The organism is Pseudaminobacter sp. Soil_N_29 (assembly GCF_057656055.1).
On the sequence record NZ_JBDGLC010000003.1, the window covers coordinates 351,841 to 368,911 of the forward strand.

Consider the following 17,071-nt stretch of genomic DNA (forward strand, 5'->3'; position numbering starts at 1 on the left):
GCGCCACTTTCTGCCGGACCAGAATCCCGGTCTCGCTTCAGCGCGCCGGGCTGGGCGAGGTCTAGGTGGCTGGGGTCTTGCCCGCCACCCGTTTCTTGCCCGCCGCCGCCTCCGTCCCGATCAGGTCCAGAAACTCGGCCTGGGCGCGGGTCAGATGCCGCTCCTTGTGGCGTATGGCCAAAAAGCGCCGCTTCGGGAAGGGAAGCGGCATCTGCACCAGCCGCCCTGCGGCCACCGCCGCCTCGGTGACGAAGCGCGACATGGCCGTCGCGCCCGCGCCAGCGATGACGGCGGTGCGCACCGCCTCGTTGGAGGAAAGCTCCAGCGCCACATCGAGTTCGGCGGGCGCGATGCCCAGACCCTCAAGCGCCTCCTCGAAGACGGCGCGCGTGCCCGAGCCTGGCTCGCGCAGCACCCAGCGCGTACCGGTGAGGTCGGCGGGGGCGATTTCCGTGCGGTTTGCCCAGGTGTGACCGGCCCCTACCACCAGCACCAGCTCGTCCTCGGCGGCGGGCATGACCATGAGGGCAGGGTCGTCGATCTCGCCCTCGATGAAGCCGAGGTCTGAAAAACCATCGCGCACGCTTGCCGCCACCTGCTCGGTGTTGCCGATGGTTAGTTTCAGGGAGATGCCGGGATACAGCGTCTGGAAGCGGTGCATGAAGGGCGGCAGCCAGTAGTTTGCCACCGTCTGGCTGGCGGCCAGTAGCAGAGAGCCGCGCTTCAGCCCGGCGAGATCGGCCAGCACGGCTTCGGCTGAGGCAGCGCGTGCCAGCACTGCGCGGGCCTCGACCAGAAACAGCCGCCCTGCCTCGGTGAGCTCGATGCGGCGGCCGACCCGGTCGAACAATCTTGTCGCGTGCCGCGCCTCGAGTGCCGCGATGGCCGCGCTGGTGGCCGACTGGGTGAGGTTCAGGTCGCGTGCGGCACGGGTCACATGCTCGCGCTCGGCCACGGCGACGAAGATGCGGAGCTGCTCCAGCGTCATGGGCGCAGCTCCGGGTGGATCACCCCACCAGCTTGATCAGCGTCAGGCTGAAGCCAGCGATGAAGATAGAGGCAGCCAGCCCAAGCAACAGGGGGCGCAGGCCTTTTGCCCGTAGCTTGCGGATGTCGGTCTCCAGCCCCATGGCGGCGAGCGCCACGCTGAGCATGAAGGTCGTGGCCATCACGATGACGCTCCTGGCCTCGGCCGGGATGGATACGACGCTGTTGACCGCCACCAGCGCGATGAAGCCCAGCACGAACCACGGCACCGGCGCCTTGGCGGCCGCCTGGTCCTGGCCAAGCTTGGCCGCGCGGCGCGTGGCCAGGAAGCCGAGCGACAGCACGACGGGCGCAAGCAGCATCACGCGGCTGAGCTTTGCTACGGTGCCGAACTCGCCGGCAGACTGGCCGCCCTGGAAACTTGCCGCCACCACCTGCGCGATCTCGTGGATCGAGGCGCCGGCCCACAGGCCATATGCGTGGGCGTCCAGCCCCAACAGCGCCGGCAGCAGCGGATAGGCGAACATGGCGATCGAGCCGAACACCGTCACGCAGGCCACCGCATAGGCCACGTCCTCGTCGGGCGCGCGCGTCACCGTGTTGGTGGCGATCACGGCCGAGGCGCCGCAGATCGACGTGCCGGCCGCGATGAGTTCGGCAAGCTTCGGCTCCACGCCCATCGCCCGGCCCAGCCGAACGGTAAAGATGAAGGTCGCAACCAGCGTCGCCACGATGATGGCGATGCCGGCAGCGCCCACTTCCGCGACCTGCGCCGCCGTCAATTGCAGGCCGAGCAGGATGATGGCCAGCCGTAGCACCCGCCGCAGCGAGAACACCACGCCCGCCTTGGCGCGTGCCGGCGTGCCGACGAGATTGTGAAACGCGATGCCGATGAGAATGGCGAGGATCATGGGGCTGAATAGGGCCACGCCCGGCACCTGCCGCAGTCCGAAGGCGGCCGCTGCGATTGCCACCGTCAGTGCCAGCCCCGGCACTACGCCCAACGCTCGCTGCCCCATGCCTGGTGCAGCTTGGGTCGGCATCAAGGCGGCGGGCGCGGCAATGGGCGTGTCGTGGGTGGAAAGCGCGGTCATGGCTGAAAATCCGGTTTGTTCTGGCCATGGTCTCGCTCAATCCAATCAATCGATCCAACGCATTGTATCGTAGAAACCGTTCGTTAAAAACGAATGATGGTGGCAAGGAAGTGGTTTCCCTTCACTGGACGCATGCTCTAAGTTTTCACCCGGGGGCGATCCGGGAGGACGCATGCAGCAATTCGAGAATGCGAAGGCCGCCGCTCTGGCCCTTCGTCCCGACGATCCGGTCTATTGCTTCCGGCCGGAGGTTCTGAAGGCCGACGCGCGCGGCTTCATGGGCATGTTTCCCGGCAAGACCGCCTATGCGGTCAAGACAAATGGCGAGCAGTTGGTGCTGAAGACGCTTGTGGAGGCGGGCGTCACCGCCTTCGACGTCGCATCGCCCGGCGAGTTCGCTGCCGTGCGCGCGGTCTCAGCCGACGCCGAGATGTTCTACATGCATCCGGTCAAGGCGCAGTCCGACATCAGGCTGGCGCTGGAAAAGTACGGCATCCGCTCAATCGCTGTCGATCATGAGGACGAGGTCACCAAGCTTGGCCGCATCGTGCAGGCGCTCGACATCGACCCGGGCACGCTCACCGTCTTCGTGCGCATCCAGACCAAGGGCCAGGCGGCCTATGAGCTGTCGAAGAAATTCGGCGCCGGTCCGGCCTATGCGGTCGAGCTCGGCCACCGCCTGCACCGCCACGGCTACAAGGTTGGGCTGTGCTTCCACGTAGGCAGCCAGATCGAGGACCCGGACGTCTACGAGCGCGCGCTGGCCTCGGCCAACTGGGTGCGCAACCGGCTGGGCTTCGAGATCGCGGGGCTCGATGTCGGCGGCGGCTTCCCGGCCGAATATGGTGAAGACCCTCGCCGCAAGAAGCGCGAAATGCCCTCGCTCGGGCAGATCATGTCACGCCTGCGGGGCGATCTGCGCGAATATGGTTTTGACGAGGTGCCGCTGGTGGCCGAGCCGGGCCGGGTGATCGTGGCGCGCGCCTTCTCGCTCATCGTGCGGGTGCTGTTGCGCAAGGGCCGTCGGCTCTACATCAACGACGGCATCTGGGCCTCGCTGTCCGATAGCTGGACCGGCAAGATCACGCTCCCGGCGCGTTTCATACCAGATCCGGCCATCCGCTCGCGCAACGGGCTGGAGCAGAACATCGTGCCATTCAAGGTCTGCGGCGCGACCTGCGATTCCGTCGACATACTGTCGCGGCCGTTCTGGCTGCCGGAAACCATCGACACCGGAGACTGGATCGAGATTGGCCATATCGGCGCCTATTCGCTGTCGCTCAGGACGCGCTTCAACGGCTTTTATCCCGACACCTTCGTGGAAGTGACCACGCCCTTCGAAGAGGGCGAGGCGCCGCAGGGCCTCGCCAGCCTCGAAACCATGGCGGATTAGCGCACCGCGCCTCCGCCGTTGGGATCAGTCCATGTCGTCCTTGTCGGGTGTGGGGGCGTGGTCGCGCCGGCCCAGAAGGATCTCGCGCTTGCCGACATGGTTGGGGGCGCCGACGATGCCTTCCTTCTCCATGCGCTCGACCAGCGAGGCGGCGCGGTTGTAGCCGATGCCGAGACGCCGCTGGATGTAGGAAGTGGAGCACTTCTTGTCGCGCAGCACCACCTTCACCGCTTCGTCATAGGTGGAATCGCCGTCCTCGGCCGCCACCGATCCCTTGTCGAAGACGGCCTGGTCGGCCTCGGCCTCTTCCTCTTCCTCGTCCGCCGTCACGGTCTCGAGATATTCGGGGCGGCCCTGCGTCTTCAGATGCGCCACCACCTGCTCGACCTCGTCGTCGGAAACGAAGGGGCCGTGCACACGGGCGATGCGGCCGCCGCCGGCCATGTGGAGCATATCGCCCTGGCCGAGAAGCTGTTCGGCGCCCTGTTCGCCCAGGATGGTGCGGCTGTCGATCTTCGATGTCACCTGGAAGGAGATGCGGGTGGGGAAGTTGGCCTTGATCGTGCCGGTGATGACGTCGACCGACGGGCGCTGCGTGGCCATGATCAGGTGGATGCCGGCCGCGCGCGCCATCTGCGCCAGGCGCTGGATGGCGCCTTCGATCTCCTTGCCGGCGACCATCATCAGGTCGGCCATCTCATCGACGATGACGACGATGTAGGGCATCGGCGCCAGGTCGATTTCCTGCTCCTCGAACAGCGGCGCGCCGGTGCCCTTTTCGAAGCCGGTTTGCACCTGCATCACCACCGTCTCGCCCTTGTCGCGGGCCACGGCTGCGCGCTGGTTGTAGCCGTCGATGTTGCGCACGCCCAGCCGCGCCATCTTGCGATAGCGGTCTTCCATCTCGCGCACGGCCCATTTCAGCGCCGTCACCGCCTTCTTGGGGTCGGTCACGACGGGCGTCAGCAGGTGCGGGATGCCGTCATAGACCGACAGTTCCAGCATCTTGGGGTCGACCATGATCAGCCGGCATTCCTGCGGCGTCATGCGGTAGAGCAGGGACAGGATCATGGTGTTGATCGCCACCGACTTGCCCGAGCCGGTGGTGCCGGCCACCAGCAGGTGGGGCATCTTCGCCAGCTCGGCGATCACCGGCTCGCCGCCGATGGTCTTGCCCAGGCACAGCGCCAGCTTGCAGCCGGTCTCGCGAAAATCGTGGGATTCGATCAGCTCGCGGAAATAGACCGTCTCGCGCGTCTCGTTCGGCAGTTCGATGCCGATGACGTTGCGGCCCGGCACTACCGCCACGCGGGCGGAGATGGCCGACATGGAGCGGGCGATGTCGTCGGCCAGGCCGATAACGCGGGAAGACTTTACGCCCGGCGCCGGCTCGAATTCATAGAGCGTGACGACGGGACCGGGGCGGACATGGATGATCTCGCCCTTGACGCCGAAATCTTCCAGCACGCTTTCCAGAAGGTCGGCATTCTGCTCCAGCCGCTCCTGCGACATGTAGAAGCCCTGGCCAACAGGCGGCTCCTGAAGCAGCTCCTCGGAAGGGAATTCGTAGCCGTCTTCCGTGCCGGACTGCTCCGCGCCCACGGTGATGGTCCGGGGCGAAGTCGCGCGGGCGACTGGAACCGGCATGGTCACGCTCGCCTTTTTGGCGGGCTCGAAGGCGACGACATTCGCGTTCGCCGCCACCGGCGCCACGGCGTTTTTCGGGGCGAGGGCTGCACCAGCAGTCACGGGTGGCGTTGCAACTTCCGCGACCGGAGCGGCAACGACAGCCTCGGCCACCGGAGCAGCAGCATCCGCGGCGGGGGCAGCCGCGGCATCCGCTGGCGAGGCGGCAACGGCGATTGCTTCAGCGGGCGTGCTGGCAGTTTCAGCTACTGGAGCGGTGGCGACCGACTCCACAACGGGTGCGGCTGCAACGATTTCTTGTACCGCAATCGCGGCGGCGGCCTGCGTCTCCTGTACCGTTGCGCTCGCGGAAATCTCGACGTTCTTCTCGCCCTCGGCCGGAACGGCGACCGCCGCCTCCGGCAGGGCAGGGGAGGACGGCGCGGCGGGGGTGCATTCGATGATGCGGAACAGCGAGGTGATTTCCGCCACCTGAGCCGGGCGCGTTTGCTGCGGCAGTGGAGTCGCTGGAGCCGCGGCGACGGCAAAACGGCCCAGATCGATGGTCGGCAAGGGCGCAAGTTCCACCATGCCTTCCGGCGGCAGGAACTCGAAGAAGGCGTGGTCCGACAAGCAGGACCAGAACGCGCCGCTGCTGTCCGTTTGGATTTCCACCTCGACAGGCTGCGAGACGGGCGCTTCCTCGGCCACCTGCGGCGCAACAGGCACTGCTACATTGGCTGTGGAAGACAGCACCTGCGCCTTTTCCACGACGCGCTCGAGAGAAGGGGTTTTGATGGCTGGCATTGCCGGGGCTTGGCGCCTCACCGCCGCGTCGGCAGCCGCGGGCTGAACGGTCGCCGCGCGGGAAGCCAGTCCATTCGTCGGTGTCGCTGTCCGGGCGACGCTCGGTGCAGGCGAGGCGGCCTGTGCCGTCGGCTGCTGGGCTGCTGCCCTGTTCGCCGTCGAATCGCCCTGTCCGGAATTCTCCTCGCCTCCCTGCTGCTCTGCGCGGCGCTTCGGCATTTCGCGCTCGGGCGTGCGGGTGAAGCGCACATTGGGCGCCAGGAAGAAATGGTCCTGCAGCGGCGAGCGGGTGAAGAATTCGTCGGTTCCGGGTTTTGAATGGGCCTGCGTGGTCTGCCGCGCCGCGCCCCACGAATCCCGGCCGGGTGCCGCAGCCGGGTGTGGCTGCCTGGCAGTGGCCGTGTTGTTGCGCGCGCTTTCGAAGCGATCTGCCTCGCCTTGTTCGTGCGAATTCAGGTTCGAAAAGTTTGTGCGGGGAAAGCTCATGGATCCTGTACTCAAGACTCGGGCGGGGAGACGTCTGAAGAGCAATAGGAACCGAGTGGTTAACAGTTTCTTCCAGTCGGATGCCTGGTCGAGCGAAGGCGGTCATGCACTTCGCTTAGGCCCTCCGGTGTGCGGAAAATGGCACGGTCTTTGACGGGAGCAGCCGGAAACGAAAGAGGCCACGCGTTGCACAACGCGTGGCCTCTGGGAAAAGCGATTTCTGCCTTCTGGCCTAGAGATTTGCCAGCAGCTCTTGCGTCGGCCAGCCGTCAACGGGCAGGCCCAGCCGAATCTGTTCCTGGCGGATCGCTTCGCGGGTGTTGGTGCCCAGAATGCCGTCGATGCCGCCGACGTCGTAGCCCTTGTCGTGCAGCTTCTGCTGCAGCGCCTTCATCGCCTCGCCCGTTAGGCCTTCCTGCGGGGTACGCTTGTCGAAGGGAGGCTCCCCGGCCAGCCGTGCAGCCAGGTGCGCGGCCGTCAGCGTGTAGGTGATCGACTGGTTCCACTCGATGTAGATGTCGAAATTGTCGTAGCCGATGAAGGCGGGGCCCTTGTGGCCCATGGGCAGAATCACGCCGGCCTTCAGGCCATTGTCCTCGAGCGGGTTGCCGTCGCGGTCTGTCACGCCCCAGGCAGTCAGCTGCGAGATCGGCAGCTTGTTGGTGCGGCCGGTTTCTTCCCAGGGCATGTTGTCGGGCACGCGCACTTCCTGCAGCCAGGGCTCGCCGCGCTTCCAGCCCCGCGCCTGGATTTTCTTGGCTGTGGTCATGATCACATCGGGCGCGCTGTTGCGCAGGTCGACGATGCCGTCGCCATCGCCGTCGACGCCGTTCTCCAGATAGTCGATGGGCAGGCTTTGGGTCTGGCCGATCTCGCCTGCCCATGCGCCCTTGACGTCGGCCGGCACCACGCCGCGCTCGATCAGCGTCAGCAGCGGCACGATCTGCTTGCGGAAGAGTTCCGGGCGGCGGCAGTCATGCGCCAGCGTCACCAGCGCGCCCAGCGTCGGGAAATCCCCCTGCACCGCGCCGAAGTCGGTCTCCAGCGCCCAGAAGGCGGCAATCACCGGGCCAGGAACGCCAAATTCCTGCTCCGCGCGGGCGAAGACATCGGCATATTTCTGCAGGTTGGCCGCGCCGTGCTTGAGCCGGTAGTCCGAGATCATGCGGGCGGAAAATTCCAGGAAGGTCTGGGTGAAGACGCCCTGGGCGCGGTCGCGCTGCAGCACCTTCGGGTTGAGTTCGGCCTGTTCGAGCGCTGCCAGCCCCTTGCCGCCGATGCCGGCCGCAGCCGCTTCGGCGCGCATGGCGCTTTTCCAGGCATTGAAGTCGCCGCCGCATTCCTGCGCCATGGCTGGCCCGGCCGCAAATGCGACCAGCGCCGCGGCCAGCGCCTTCATTCGCACCACCATCATGACCACTCCATTCATGCCCATGATTTCGCGTCATTGTGTGCCCGATGGACATGGCAAAATGCGGGCAGCCGGGCCATACCTCCGGTTGCGCGCGGAGGGAAGCGGGATTTCGCGGATTCGTAGGCTCAAGGCCGCTATTTCGCAGCCTAGCGGGTGTTTTCCCTCAGCCATTTCTTCCAGGCGGCCTCGGAGCCGTTGAAGACGTTGACGTCGGCCTTGCCGCGAATGCCCGGAACCACCCCTGTGCCGGTATACTGCCAGAAGGTGAACGGGTGGCTGCCATAGCGCTCGCTGGGGTGCCCGGCCACCGAACGCAGCCAGTAGGGATAGCCGCGGAAGCCGGCCAGCTGGTTGTCGTCGAAGAAGTCGATCGAGGTATAGATGATCGGCTTCTTGCCGTAGTGCTTCTCCACGATCTCGAGGAAGGTCCTCATCTCGCTGCGCACCGTGGCCGGGTCGGGCCTCAGCTTGCAGGTGGGCGATTGCGGGTTCCATTCCATGTCCAGAACCGGCGGCAGGGAAGAGCGCTCGCGCGGGACGTTGCGGATGAACCAGGCCGCCTGCTCGGCGGCGGGGCGGCAGAAATAATAGAAATGATAGGCCGCGCGCGGCACTCCGGCCGCCTTGGTGGCGTTCCAGTGCTCCTCGAAATAGTCGTCCACGCGGTCGCCGCCCTCCGTCGCCTTGATGAAGGCGAAGGAGATTCCGCTGGCCTTGGCCTGCCGCCAGTCGACCGATGTCTGGTATTTAGACACGTCGGTGCCGTGCACCGGGTGCTCCCACGGCGTGCGCCCGGTCCAGTCATGCGGCTTGATGTCGTCGAAGCGCGGATAGCGCACCATCACTTCGCCCTGCGTGATGGTCTGCGAGGTGAGGCGCTGGTTGCCGACTGGCGCAAGATCGTCGACCGAGGTGCATGCGCCGAGCGCGCCAAGCAGGATGAGGGCCGCAAGACGGCGCATCGCTTCTCCTTCGGGCCCGTCGGGCAAATGTGCCCGCGGCCTGGCAATTGATGATTTGGCTTGCCGGGTGCGCGCGCATGCGCGTGGCCGGCCTTGTGCCGTTTTCGCGCAACATGGTTGATTATTGGTTGATGGCGCTCGACAGGCTGGGCGATTTGCGTGACGAATGGCGGCCGGCTAGGGTCGGCAACTGCGTGGGAGGGCAGGAGAATGCGTGGGGTCGCAAGATTTCTGAAATGGCTGCTCGGACTTGTCGTTTTGGCGGTGGTGGCGCTTGCCGTCTGGCTTGCCGTGGCCCCGCCGGCGCTGATCCGCGTGGCCGCGGGCTACACAGCCAAGATCGTCTGTTCGAACGTCTTCGTCGCCGGGCGCGACCCTGAAGAGGTGCTGCGGGTCGACGTGCAGGCGCCCGGCCACCCGATCCTCAGGTTGATTTCGGTGGACGTCGACAACGAGAGCGGCACCGTCTCGGCCGCCTTGTTCGGCTGGTTCGGCGAGGGGCGCGCTGTCGCGCGCGACAATGGCGGCTGCGCCACCGTGCCCGATGGCAATGTGCAGACGGCCAAGGCGTTTTCGCTCGTGCCGCCCTCGCAAGGCACCAAGCCGGACGAATTGTGGCCGGTGGGCGAGCGTGTGGAACCGTCGCAGAACCCGATCGTCGCCACCATACTGGACGACGAGGGCGCGACCGGTCCCGGTATGCGCGCCGTGGTGGTGGTCAAGAACGGCCGCATCGTCGGCGAGCGCTATGGCACCGGCTTTTCGCAAAACACGCCGCTGCTCGGCTGGTCGATGACCAAGACAGTCAACGCCGCGCTCATCGGCACGCTGGTGCAGGCCGGCAGGATGTCCATGGATGCAACCGGCCTGTTCGAGGGGTGGAAGGGCGACGCGCGCGACAAGATCAGCCTGGCCGACCTGATGGCGATGTCCTCGGGGCTCGAGTTCAATGAGGATTACGGCGATGTCACCGACGTGACGCGCATGCTCTATCTGGAGCCCGACATGGCCGGCTTTGCCGAGGCCAAGCCGCTGGCCGGGGAGGTGGGCAAGGTCTGGAGCTATTCCAGCGGCACTTCCGTGGTGCTGTCGCGCCTTTGGCAGCAGGCCGTGGGCGACAAGGCGCAGGCGCTGGCATGGCCGCGCAAGACGCTGTTCGATCCGCTGGGCATGCCCAGCGCCATCCTTGAAACCGATGCGCGCGGCACCTTCGTCGGCTCATCCTATCTCTACGCCACCGCGCATGATTGGGCGCGCTTCGGCCAGTTCCTGGTCGACGATGGCGTCTGGAATGGCGTGCCGCTGTTGCCCGCAGGCTTCGTGTCGTGGATGCGCGAGCCTGCTCCCGCCTCCGGCGGAAGATACGGCCGCGGCCAGGTCTGGCTGCAGGGCCCAGATGGCGGGGACGACGCCGGTGACGAGCCCGAAGCGGGCATCGACCTCCCGGCCGACACCTTCTGGCTGCTTGGACATGACGGCCAGTCCATGGCCATCATTCCTTCGCAGAAGCTGGTGGTGTTGCGCCTCGGCCTGACCCCGTCCAGGCTCGGCTACCGGCCGCAGGCCATGGTGGCGGCGCTGTCCAAGGCGCTGGAGTAGGGGGCGGCCTACGCCCCCACCACCGCCTTCACCGCATAGCCGCGATAGAGCGTCTCAAAGAACACGCTCGAGGCGCGTTTTCCCGCCTCCGCTTCCAGTTCCTTGCGCAGGGTCGCCCGTGGCTCGACATGGAATTTTGCCAGCCACGCCCGCAGCATCGCCCGAAACCAGCGCGGCAGCCGTTCCTGCTGGCCGAAATCGACCACATGCAGCGAGCCCTCGGGCTTCAGCACGGCCAGCGCCGCGCTAACGGTCTTTTCCCAGCCGGGGATCATCGACAGCGAGTAGGAAACAAAGACCCGGTCGAATTTTTCGATGCCGAACAGCGTTTCGGCATCGAAATCCGTGGCGTCGCCACGCGCCAGCGTCACGCGCCCGGAAATGCCCTCGCGATCGATCGCGGCCTTCGCCGTTTCAAGCATCTCGGCGGAAATATCCAGGCCATAGAAGCGCGCATCCGGATAGCGCCGGGCCGCCAGCACGATGTTGCGCCCCGTTCCGCAGCCCAGCTCCAGCACAGTGCCGCCGGCCGGCACGTCGAGCCCGTCGATCATGCGGTCGCGGCCGAGCAGGTAATATTTGCGCGTCAGGTCGTAGATGTGGCGCTGGTGCCGGTAGATGCGGTCCATCAGGCCGGAGTGGTCCGTCGCGCTCATCGCCAAAACCTCTCAGTTCTTCACATAGAGGTGGAAGCCGCCATAGATTGCCGAGCGATCGCGGGTCGCGAACTCGCGCGACTGCTCCGCCTCGTAGCGCCACTGGTCGAGCAAGGCCTGCGAGAGGCGGCCGGGCAGCAGGCTCGGCTCGGCGGCAGTGCGGAAGATCACGCGCGCGCCGGTCGCGGCGGTGCGGCTGATCTCGGTCCACAGCGCGTTCAGTTGCTCGTCACTCATCCAGTCCTGCGCGTCGAGCAGCACGAAGCGATCGACCGAGCCGGCAGCCTTGCTCGCCAGAAGCTCGGTGAAATTGGCGTGGTGCACGCTCACGCGGTCGAGATTTTGGCGGATCGTGGCGTAGTTCTCCGCTTCCAGATAGGCGGGGAGCGCCGCCTCGCCGGGCGCTGGATAGCGGCGCGCCAGCGCCTGCCAGGCGAAGTAGTTGTCCTTGAGTGCAAAATGGCAGGTCAGCTTTTCCAGCCGCGCCGAAAGCACGCTCGCCATGGTGCCGTCGCCGGAGGTGATCAGCTTGTCATATTGCGCCGGCGGGATGCCGAGGCCGAACAGGGACGACTTGCGCGAGGTCGCCCAGCGCACCAGCCGGCGGCGGAAGATCGGCTTCAGCCGTTCCTCGAAGAAGCGGCGCTGCTCGGCGACAGTCTTGGCCGACATCATCTCGGATACGTCCACGCCATAGAGGCGCGCGGTGCGGTGGCCGGCAGCAATGAACAGGCCGAGCAGACCCTTGCGATAGAAATTGTCATCGAAGGCGGCGATGCGGCGCTTTCCGCGCCAGTTGCGCTTTTCCCAATAGGCGCGGCTGGTCCTGTCGAGATGTGGCGCCACGAACTGATCGTAGGCGGCGGAATTGTGCCGGTTGCCGGGGCTGCCGAAGAAGCGGAACAGGTCGGCCTGCGAGGGCAGGTGCGCCACCGCCGCCAGCTTCATGCGGTTCAGCGCGATGTGGGCGGTGTTGAGGTCGACGGCATCGATATGCGCCGGTGAGCGGGTGAGATAGGCCAGCACGTTGCAGCCGCCCGAGGCGATGGTGACGACGCGATGGCCTTCGCCCAGCGCCATGGCCTCCATGTCGACGTCCGGGTCTTCCCAGATCTGCGGATAGACGAGCCCGGAAAACAGCAGGGTGAACAGGCGCTCCGAAATCCCTTCCTTCGACAGCGGGCGGTTGCGATGCACCGCCTTACCAAGGCGCTTGTTGCGGGCGAAACCGATTTCCGAGGACAGGTCGGTCATGGCAAGGCGATTCCCCGTTTGCTTTGCTGCAAGCGGGTAACGCAGGGGCATGACATGCCGGTGACAGTTGGGTGGCGGAGCGCTTGGAGCAGGCCCGGCGTTGCCGATTGGATGCCGGCGCGGCCGCCCCACCTCGTCATCCTCGGGCCGGAGCACGAGCGACAGCGAAGTGCGGAGGTTCCGGGGACCCATGCCGGTCGGCCGAAGCTGCCGCAGCGGTGGAGATCGCTGCACTCCCTCCGCCGGGCTGACACTTGAAAAAGTGCGGATCAAAGCCGGGCTGACTTCTCGGGACAGTTTGCTGACACGAAACCTGCCTCGGACTGCCGATTGCGAGTCCGAGGCCTGGGTCCCCGGAACCTCCGCACTTCGCTGCGCTCGTGCTCCGGCCCGAGGACGACGGGGTTGAAAGGCTCCGGCAAACCCTCAACGCCTTCTCCAGCAACCTTGAACGAGTCGGGACCAAGGTACCCGGCAAACCCTCAATGCGGCGCGTTCGCGCCGGCCGCCCCACCTCGTCATCCTCGGGCCGAAGCACGAGCGAAGCGACGTGCGGAGGTTCCGGGGACCCATGCTGGTCGGCCAAGACTGCCGCAGCGGTGCAGAAAGGGGGAGGGAAAGGCCCTCAGGCCCCTCCAAACCCTCCCGCGGTCGGCGTGGTCACGATCACCGCCTCGCCGGGCTCCAATACGGTCTGGTCGCAGGCTTTCAGCGTTTCGATGGTGCCGTCGTTGCGGCGCACCTTGGTCGAGCCGACCTCGCCGTCGCCGCCGCCGTTCACGCCGCGCGGCGGATGCGAACGATGCGACGACAGGATCGCGCATTCCATCTTCTCCAAGAAGCGGATGGTGCGGCGCGTGCCGTCGCCTGCATGCCATTTTCCCCCGCCGCCCGAGCCTTCGCGGATATGAAAATCCTCCAGCAGGACCGGGAAGCGCAGTTCGAGGATTTCCGGGTCGGTCAGACGCGAGTTGGTCATATGCGTGTGCACGCCCGACGTGCCGTTGAAGCCGCGGCCGCTGTTCATCTGGCCGGCCGGCGAACCGGAGCAGATCGTCTCGTAATATTGGTACTGCTTGTTGCCGAAGGTCAGGTTGTTCATCGTGCCTTGCGCGTTGGCCAGCGCGCCCATGGCGCCGAACAGGGCGTTGGTGACATGCTGCGAGGTTTCGACATTGCCGGCCACCACGGCGGCCGGATAGCTCGGCCGCAGCATGCAGCCCTCCGGAATGATGATGTTGATCGGCCGCAGGCAGCCGGCATTCATCGGGATCTGGTCCTCGACCATGACGCGGAAGGCATAGAGCACGGCCGCGCGCGCCACGGGTTCGGGCGCGTTGAAATTGTTCTTCATCACCGGCGAGGTGCCGGTGAAGTCCACCGTCGCCTCGCGCTTGTCGCGGTCGACGGTGATCTTCACCTTGATGACCTGGCCGGTGTCGGTCGGGTATTCGTACTCGGCGGTGTCGGGCAGGCGCTCCAGCACGCGGCGCACGCTTTCGGCGGCGTTGTCCTGCACATGGCCCATATAGGCGTCGACCACGTCGAGCCCGAAATGCGCCACCATCTTGCGCAGCTCGGCCACACCCTTCTCGTTGGCGGCGATCTGCGCCTTCAGGTCGGCGATGTTCTGGTGCGGGTTGCGGGCCGGGTAGGGGTGGTCGGTCAGGAGTTGCAGCAGCTCCGCCTCGCTGAAATGGCCGCGTTCGACGATGCGGAAGTTGTCGAACAGCACGCCTTCCTCATCGACCGTCGTGGCCAGCGGCGTCATCGAGCCGGGGGCTGTGCCGCCGACATCGGCGTGGTGGCCGCGCGAGGCGACCCAGAAGAGGATTTGTCTTGCCTGCCCTCCGCTATGGCTCCGGGCGTTCGTCGCTTCAATCGACAAATCGTTGTCGATTGATCGGCCTTCGGCCGATCGCTCCTCACCGTCGAACACCGGCGTCACCACGGTGATGTCGGGCAGGTGCGTGCCGCCATTATAAGGAGCGTTCAGCGCAAAGACGTCGCCCGGATGGATGTCGCCTTCGTTGAGGCGGATGATCGTCTCCACCGAGCGGTCCATGGAGCCCAGGTGCACCGGCATGTGCGGAGCGTTGGCGACGAGCGCGCCGGTGCGGTCGAAGACGGCGCAGGAGAAGTCCAGCCGCTCCTTGATGTTGACCGAGTAGGCGGTGTTCTGCAGCGTCACGCCCATCTGCTCGGCGATCGACATGAACAGGTTGTTGAAGACCTCGAGCATGACCGGGTCGGCCTCGGTGCCAAGCGCTGCCTTGCGGCGCTTCTTCTCAGTGCGGCGCATCAGCACGTGGTCCTTGGCCGTGATCTCGGCCCGCCAGCCCGGCTCCACGACAATGGTCTGGTGGCTCTCGATGATCAGCGCCGGCCCGTCGACGTGATCGCCGGGGGCCATGGCCTCGCGGCGGAACACGCCGGCGTCGTGCCAGGTACCCTCTCCATAGAGCCTGCGCGTTTCGCCCGGCTTGGGCGCGCAGTCGGCGAGCGGCTGGTCGCGCTCGTCGCGGCCGCGCCCGCTGGTGTCGGTGCCCTCGACGCCCACGGCTTCGACGATCATCGGCTTGTTGTCGTAGATGAAGCCGAACTGGGCCTTGTGCGCGGCCTCGAAGTCGGCGATCGCCTGCGAAACCGAGCCCGCTTCGAAGTTGACCGGGAGCGCGGTGTCGGTGCCGTCATAGCGCACCTGCAGCACCGGGCGGCAAGCGACATCGGCTTCGGCGATTCCCTGGCTGGCCAGCTCGGCCAAAACATCCTTACGCAGTGTTGCGATCAGTTCGTTGACCGCGTCGAGCGAGGCATCCGCCAATGGCTTCAGAAGCGCCTGCTGGCGCGAGGCGAAGACTGACGAGAGCCCGATGCCATAGGCCGAGAGCAGGCCGGAGAAGGGGTGGATCAGCACCGCCTCCATGCCGAGCGCGTCGGCCACCAGGCAGGCGTGCTGCCCACCCGCGCCGCCGAAGCAGTTGAGCAGATATTCGGTGACGTCATAGCCACGCTGGACGGAGATTTTCTTGATGGCGTTGGCCATGTTCTCCACGGCGATGGTGACAAAACCTTCTGCCACCGCTTCCGGGCTGCGGCCATCGCCGATCTCGGCAGCCAGCGCCTCGAATTTTTTGCGCACAATCTCAGTGTCGAGCGGCTGGTCCTGGTTGGGGCCGAAGATCGCCGGGAAGAAGTCGGGCTGCAGCTTGCCGAGCATGACATTGGCGTCGGTGACGGCCAGCGGCCCGCCGCGGCGATAGCAGGCGGGGCCGGGATTGGCGCCGGCCGAATCCGGCCCGGCGCGGAAGCGGCCGGCCTCGAAGTGCAGGATGGAGCCGCCGCCGGCGGCGACCGTGTGGATGCGCATCATGGGTGCGCGCACGCGCACGCCCGCCACTTCGGTATCGAAGGCGCGCTCATATTCGCCGTCATAGTGGGCGACGTCGGTGGAGGTGCCGCCCATGTCGAAGCCGATGACCTTGTCGAAGCCGGCGAGCTTCGCCGTCTCGACCATGCCGACCACGCCGCCTGCCGGGCCGGACAAAAGCGCGTCCTTGCCCTGGAACATATCGGCGGCGGTAAGACCGCCCGATGACATCATGAACATCAGGCGGGGGGAATTGGCCTCTGCCGACTTGTCCATGCCCAGTTCGCCAGCCACCTGGTTCACATAACGCGACAGGATAGGCGACAGATAGGCGTCGACCACCGTGGTGTCGCCGCGTCCGACCAACTTGACCAGCGGCGAGACCTCATGGCTGACCGAGACCTGGCCAAAGCCGAGGTCGCGGCAGAGCCTGGCTACGGCCTGTTCGTGCGCGGGGAACTTCCAGGCATGCATGAAGACGATTGCGACGGCATCGATGCCATCCCGCTTCGCCTGTTCGATTTCGGATTGCACGGAGGCAAGGTCGAGCAGCTTTTCCACGCAGCCGTCGGCGCGCACGCGTTCATCGACCTCGACGACGCGCTCGTAGAGTTGTTCGGGGAGAATAATCTCCTTGGCGAAGATGTCCGGCCGCGCCTGGTAGGCGATGCGCAGGGCATCGCGAAAACCCTTTGTGATGAGCAGCAGCACCCGGTCGCCCTTGCGCTCCAGAAGCGCGTTGGTTGCAACCGTCGTGCCCATCTTGATGTCGCCGATGCGCTCTGAGGGGATCGGCTGGCCGGCCTTGACTCCGAGCAGGTCGCGGATGCCCTGGATCGCGGCATCGCGATAGGCCTCGGGGTTTTCGGAGAGAAGCTTGCGCGGATGCAGCCCGCCCTCGGGATCGCGGCCGATGATGTCGGTGAAGGTGCCGCCGCGATCGATCCAGAAATCCCACTTGGCCGCGTTCATGATCTTCCTCGACAGACGGTTGCTCACGAGCAGCTTATTGCAGCGATGTCACGGCAACTTCAATGCCGCTGCACGGAACGCGGCCCTCCTGAGCCCGCAGCGCAAGCGGGTTCTGACAAAATGTTTCCTTGCGTCAGCGTAAGTGACGCAACCCGCATGGGAGCTTTCTCATTCTAGCCAGGACAGCCCGGCAGACCGGGCTTTGCCCGCGAAGGAGATTTGTAAATGAAGAAACTCATCCTTGCATCCGTAGGAGCGGTTGCATTGTTCGGTATTGCCGCCTGCAGCGAGAGTTCGGACAAGACCACGACCCAGAGCACCAAGCCGCCGGCAACCCAGCAGACCACCCCTCCCGCAGCGGCGCCGACGACGCCTGCACCACCGCCCGGCGGTACAACGGAGCAGAAGCCGGCCGCTCCTGCCCAGTAAGCTTTGCCGTGTAGAGTACGCG

General features: G+C 66.0%; 11 protein-coding genes. 3 read left to right on the forward strand and 8 right to left on the reverse strand.

Going from position 1 to position 17,071, the window contains the following annotated elements:
* Positions 1-61 precede the first annotated feature (61 nt).
* Together AC3A4H_RS10295 and AC3A4H_RS10300 are read right to left on the reverse strand one after the other, a co-directional pair.
* Positions 62-988, reverse strand: a complete 927-nt coding sequence (locus AC3A4H_RS10295) for a LysR family transcriptional regulator (protein WP_487766606.1) — start codon at positions 986-988, stop codon at positions 62-64.
* A gap of 19 nt (positions 989-1,007) precedes the next feature.
* Complete coding sequence (locus tag AC3A4H_RS10300; protein ID WP_487766693.1) at positions 1,008-2,030, reverse strand: YeiH family protein; 1,023 nt, start codon at positions 2,028-2,030, stop codon at positions 1,008-1,010.
* 223 nt (positions 2,031-2,253) lie between these two features.
* Here AC3A4H_RS10300 and AC3A4H_RS10305 point away from each other — a divergent pair, with 223 nt between their 5' ends.
* Positions 2,254-3,474: a type III PLP-dependent enzyme domain-containing protein gene (locus AC3A4H_RS10305; RefSeq protein ID WP_487766607.1), complete on the forward strand. Its 1,221-nt coding sequence runs from the start codon at positions 2,254-2,256 to the stop codon at positions 3,472-3,474.
* A gap of 24 nt (positions 3,475-3,498) precedes the next feature.
* On the opposite strand, the gene AC3A4H_RS10310 is transcribed toward AC3A4H_RS10305, so the two are convergent.
* From AC3A4H_RS10310 to AC3A4H_RS10320, 3 genes are all read right to left on the reverse strand, one after another.
* A complete protein-coding gene (locus tag AC3A4H_RS10310) occupies positions 3,499-6,393 on the reverse strand; it encodes a DNA translocase FtsK (RefSeq protein ID WP_487766608.1) in 2,895 nt (964 codons plus the stop codon).
* Between the two features lie 232 nt (positions 6,394-6,625).
* Positions 6,626-7,804 (reverse strand): lytic murein transglycosylase, encoded by a 1,179-nt coding sequence (locus AC3A4H_RS10315; RefSeq protein ID WP_487766694.1) that lies wholly within the window; start codon positions 7,802-7,804, stop codon positions 6,626-6,628.
* A gap of 149 nt (positions 7,805-7,953) precedes the next feature.
* On the reverse strand, positions 7,954-8,769 hold the full coding sequence (locus AC3A4H_RS10320; RefSeq protein WP_487766609.1) for a glycoside hydrolase family 25 protein: 816 nt from the start codon (positions 8,767-8,769) through the stop codon (positions 7,954-7,956).
* Positions 8,770-8,979: 210 nt separating this feature from the next.
* Between AC3A4H_RS10320 and AC3A4H_RS10325 the strand changes: the two genes are divergently transcribed.
* On the forward strand, positions 8,980-10,368 hold the full coding sequence (locus AC3A4H_RS10325) for a serine hydrolase domain-containing protein (protein ID WP_487766610.1): 1,389 nt from the start codon (positions 8,980-8,982) through the stop codon (positions 10,366-10,368).
* 8 nt (positions 10,369-10,376) lie between these two features.
* Here AC3A4H_RS10325 and AC3A4H_RS10330 read toward each other — a convergent pair whose 3' ends face one another.
* From AC3A4H_RS10330 to AC3A4H_RS10340, 3 genes are all read right to left on the reverse strand, one after another.
* On the reverse strand, positions 10,377-11,024 hold the full coding sequence (locus AC3A4H_RS10330; protein WP_487766611.1) for a class I SAM-dependent methyltransferase: 648 nt from the start codon (positions 11,022-11,024) through the stop codon (positions 10,377-10,379).
* A 12-nt stretch (positions 11,025-11,036) separates the two neighbouring features.
* Entirely contained in the window at positions 11,037-12,329 is a 1,293-nt protein-coding gene (locus AC3A4H_RS10335; protein ID WP_487766612.1) for a BtaA family protein, read from the reverse strand.
* Between the two features lie 574 nt (positions 12,330-12,903).
* Positions 12,904-16,620, reverse strand: coding sequence for a hydantoinase B/oxoprolinase family protein (locus AC3A4H_RS10340; protein ID WP_487766613.1), 3,717 nt, complete (start codon positions 16,618-16,620; stop codon positions 12,904-12,906).
* Between the two features lie 225 nt (positions 16,621-16,845).
* Here AC3A4H_RS10340 and AC3A4H_RS10345 point away from each other — a divergent pair, with 225 nt between their 5' ends.
* The gene (locus tag AC3A4H_RS10345) at positions 16,846-17,049 is read left to right on the forward strand and encodes a hypothetical protein (RefSeq protein ID WP_348777376.1); all 204 of its coding nucleotides are present in this window, start codon (positions 16,846-16,848) and stop codon (positions 17,047-17,049) included.
* Positions 17,050-17,071: the final 22 nt, after the last annotated feature.

Coding starts and splice junctions, on each gene's coding strand:
- AC3A4H_RS10330 (WP_487766611.1), bottom strand. CDS start 11,024: ATGAGCGCGACGGACCACTCCGGCCTGATGGACCGCATCTACCGGCAC.
- AC3A4H_RS10315 (WP_487766694.1), bottom strand. CDS start 7,804: ATGGTGGTGCGAATGAAGGCGCTGGCCGCGGCGCTGGTCGCATTTGCG.
- AC3A4H_RS10340 (WP_487766613.1), bottom strand. CDS start 16,620: ATGAACGCGGCCAAGTGGGATTTCTGGATCGATCGCGGCGGCACCTTC.
- AC3A4H_RS10295 (WP_487766606.1), bottom strand. CDS start 988: ATGACGCTGGAGCAGCTCCGCATCTTCGTCGCCGTGGCCGAGCGCGAG.
- AC3A4H_RS10325 (WP_487766610.1), top strand. CDS start 8,980: ATGCGTGGGGTCGCAAGATTTCTGAAATGGCTGCTCGGACTTGTCGTT.
- AC3A4H_RS10300 (WP_487766693.1), bottom strand. CDS start 2,030: ATGCCGACCCAAGCTGCACCAGGCATGGGGCAGCGAGCGTTGGGCGTA.
- AC3A4H_RS10345 (WP_348777376.1), top strand. CDS start 16,846: ATGAAGAAACTCATCCTTGCATCCGTAGGAGCGGTTGCATTGTTCGGT.
- AC3A4H_RS10305 (WP_487766607.1), top strand. CDS start 2,254: ATGCAGCAATTCGAGAATGCGAAGGCCGCCGCTCTGGCCCTTCGTCCC.
- AC3A4H_RS10335 (WP_487766612.1), bottom strand. CDS start 12,329: ATGCCCCTGCGTTACCCGCTTGCAGCAAAGCAAACGGGGAATCGCCTT.
- AC3A4H_RS10320 (WP_487766609.1), bottom strand. CDS start 8,769: ATGCGCCGTCTTGCGGCCCTCATCCTGCTTGGCGCGCTCGGCGCATGC.
- AC3A4H_RS10310 (WP_487766608.1), bottom strand. CDS start 6,393: ATGAGCTTTCCCCGCACAAACTTTTCGAACCTGAATTCGCACGAACAA.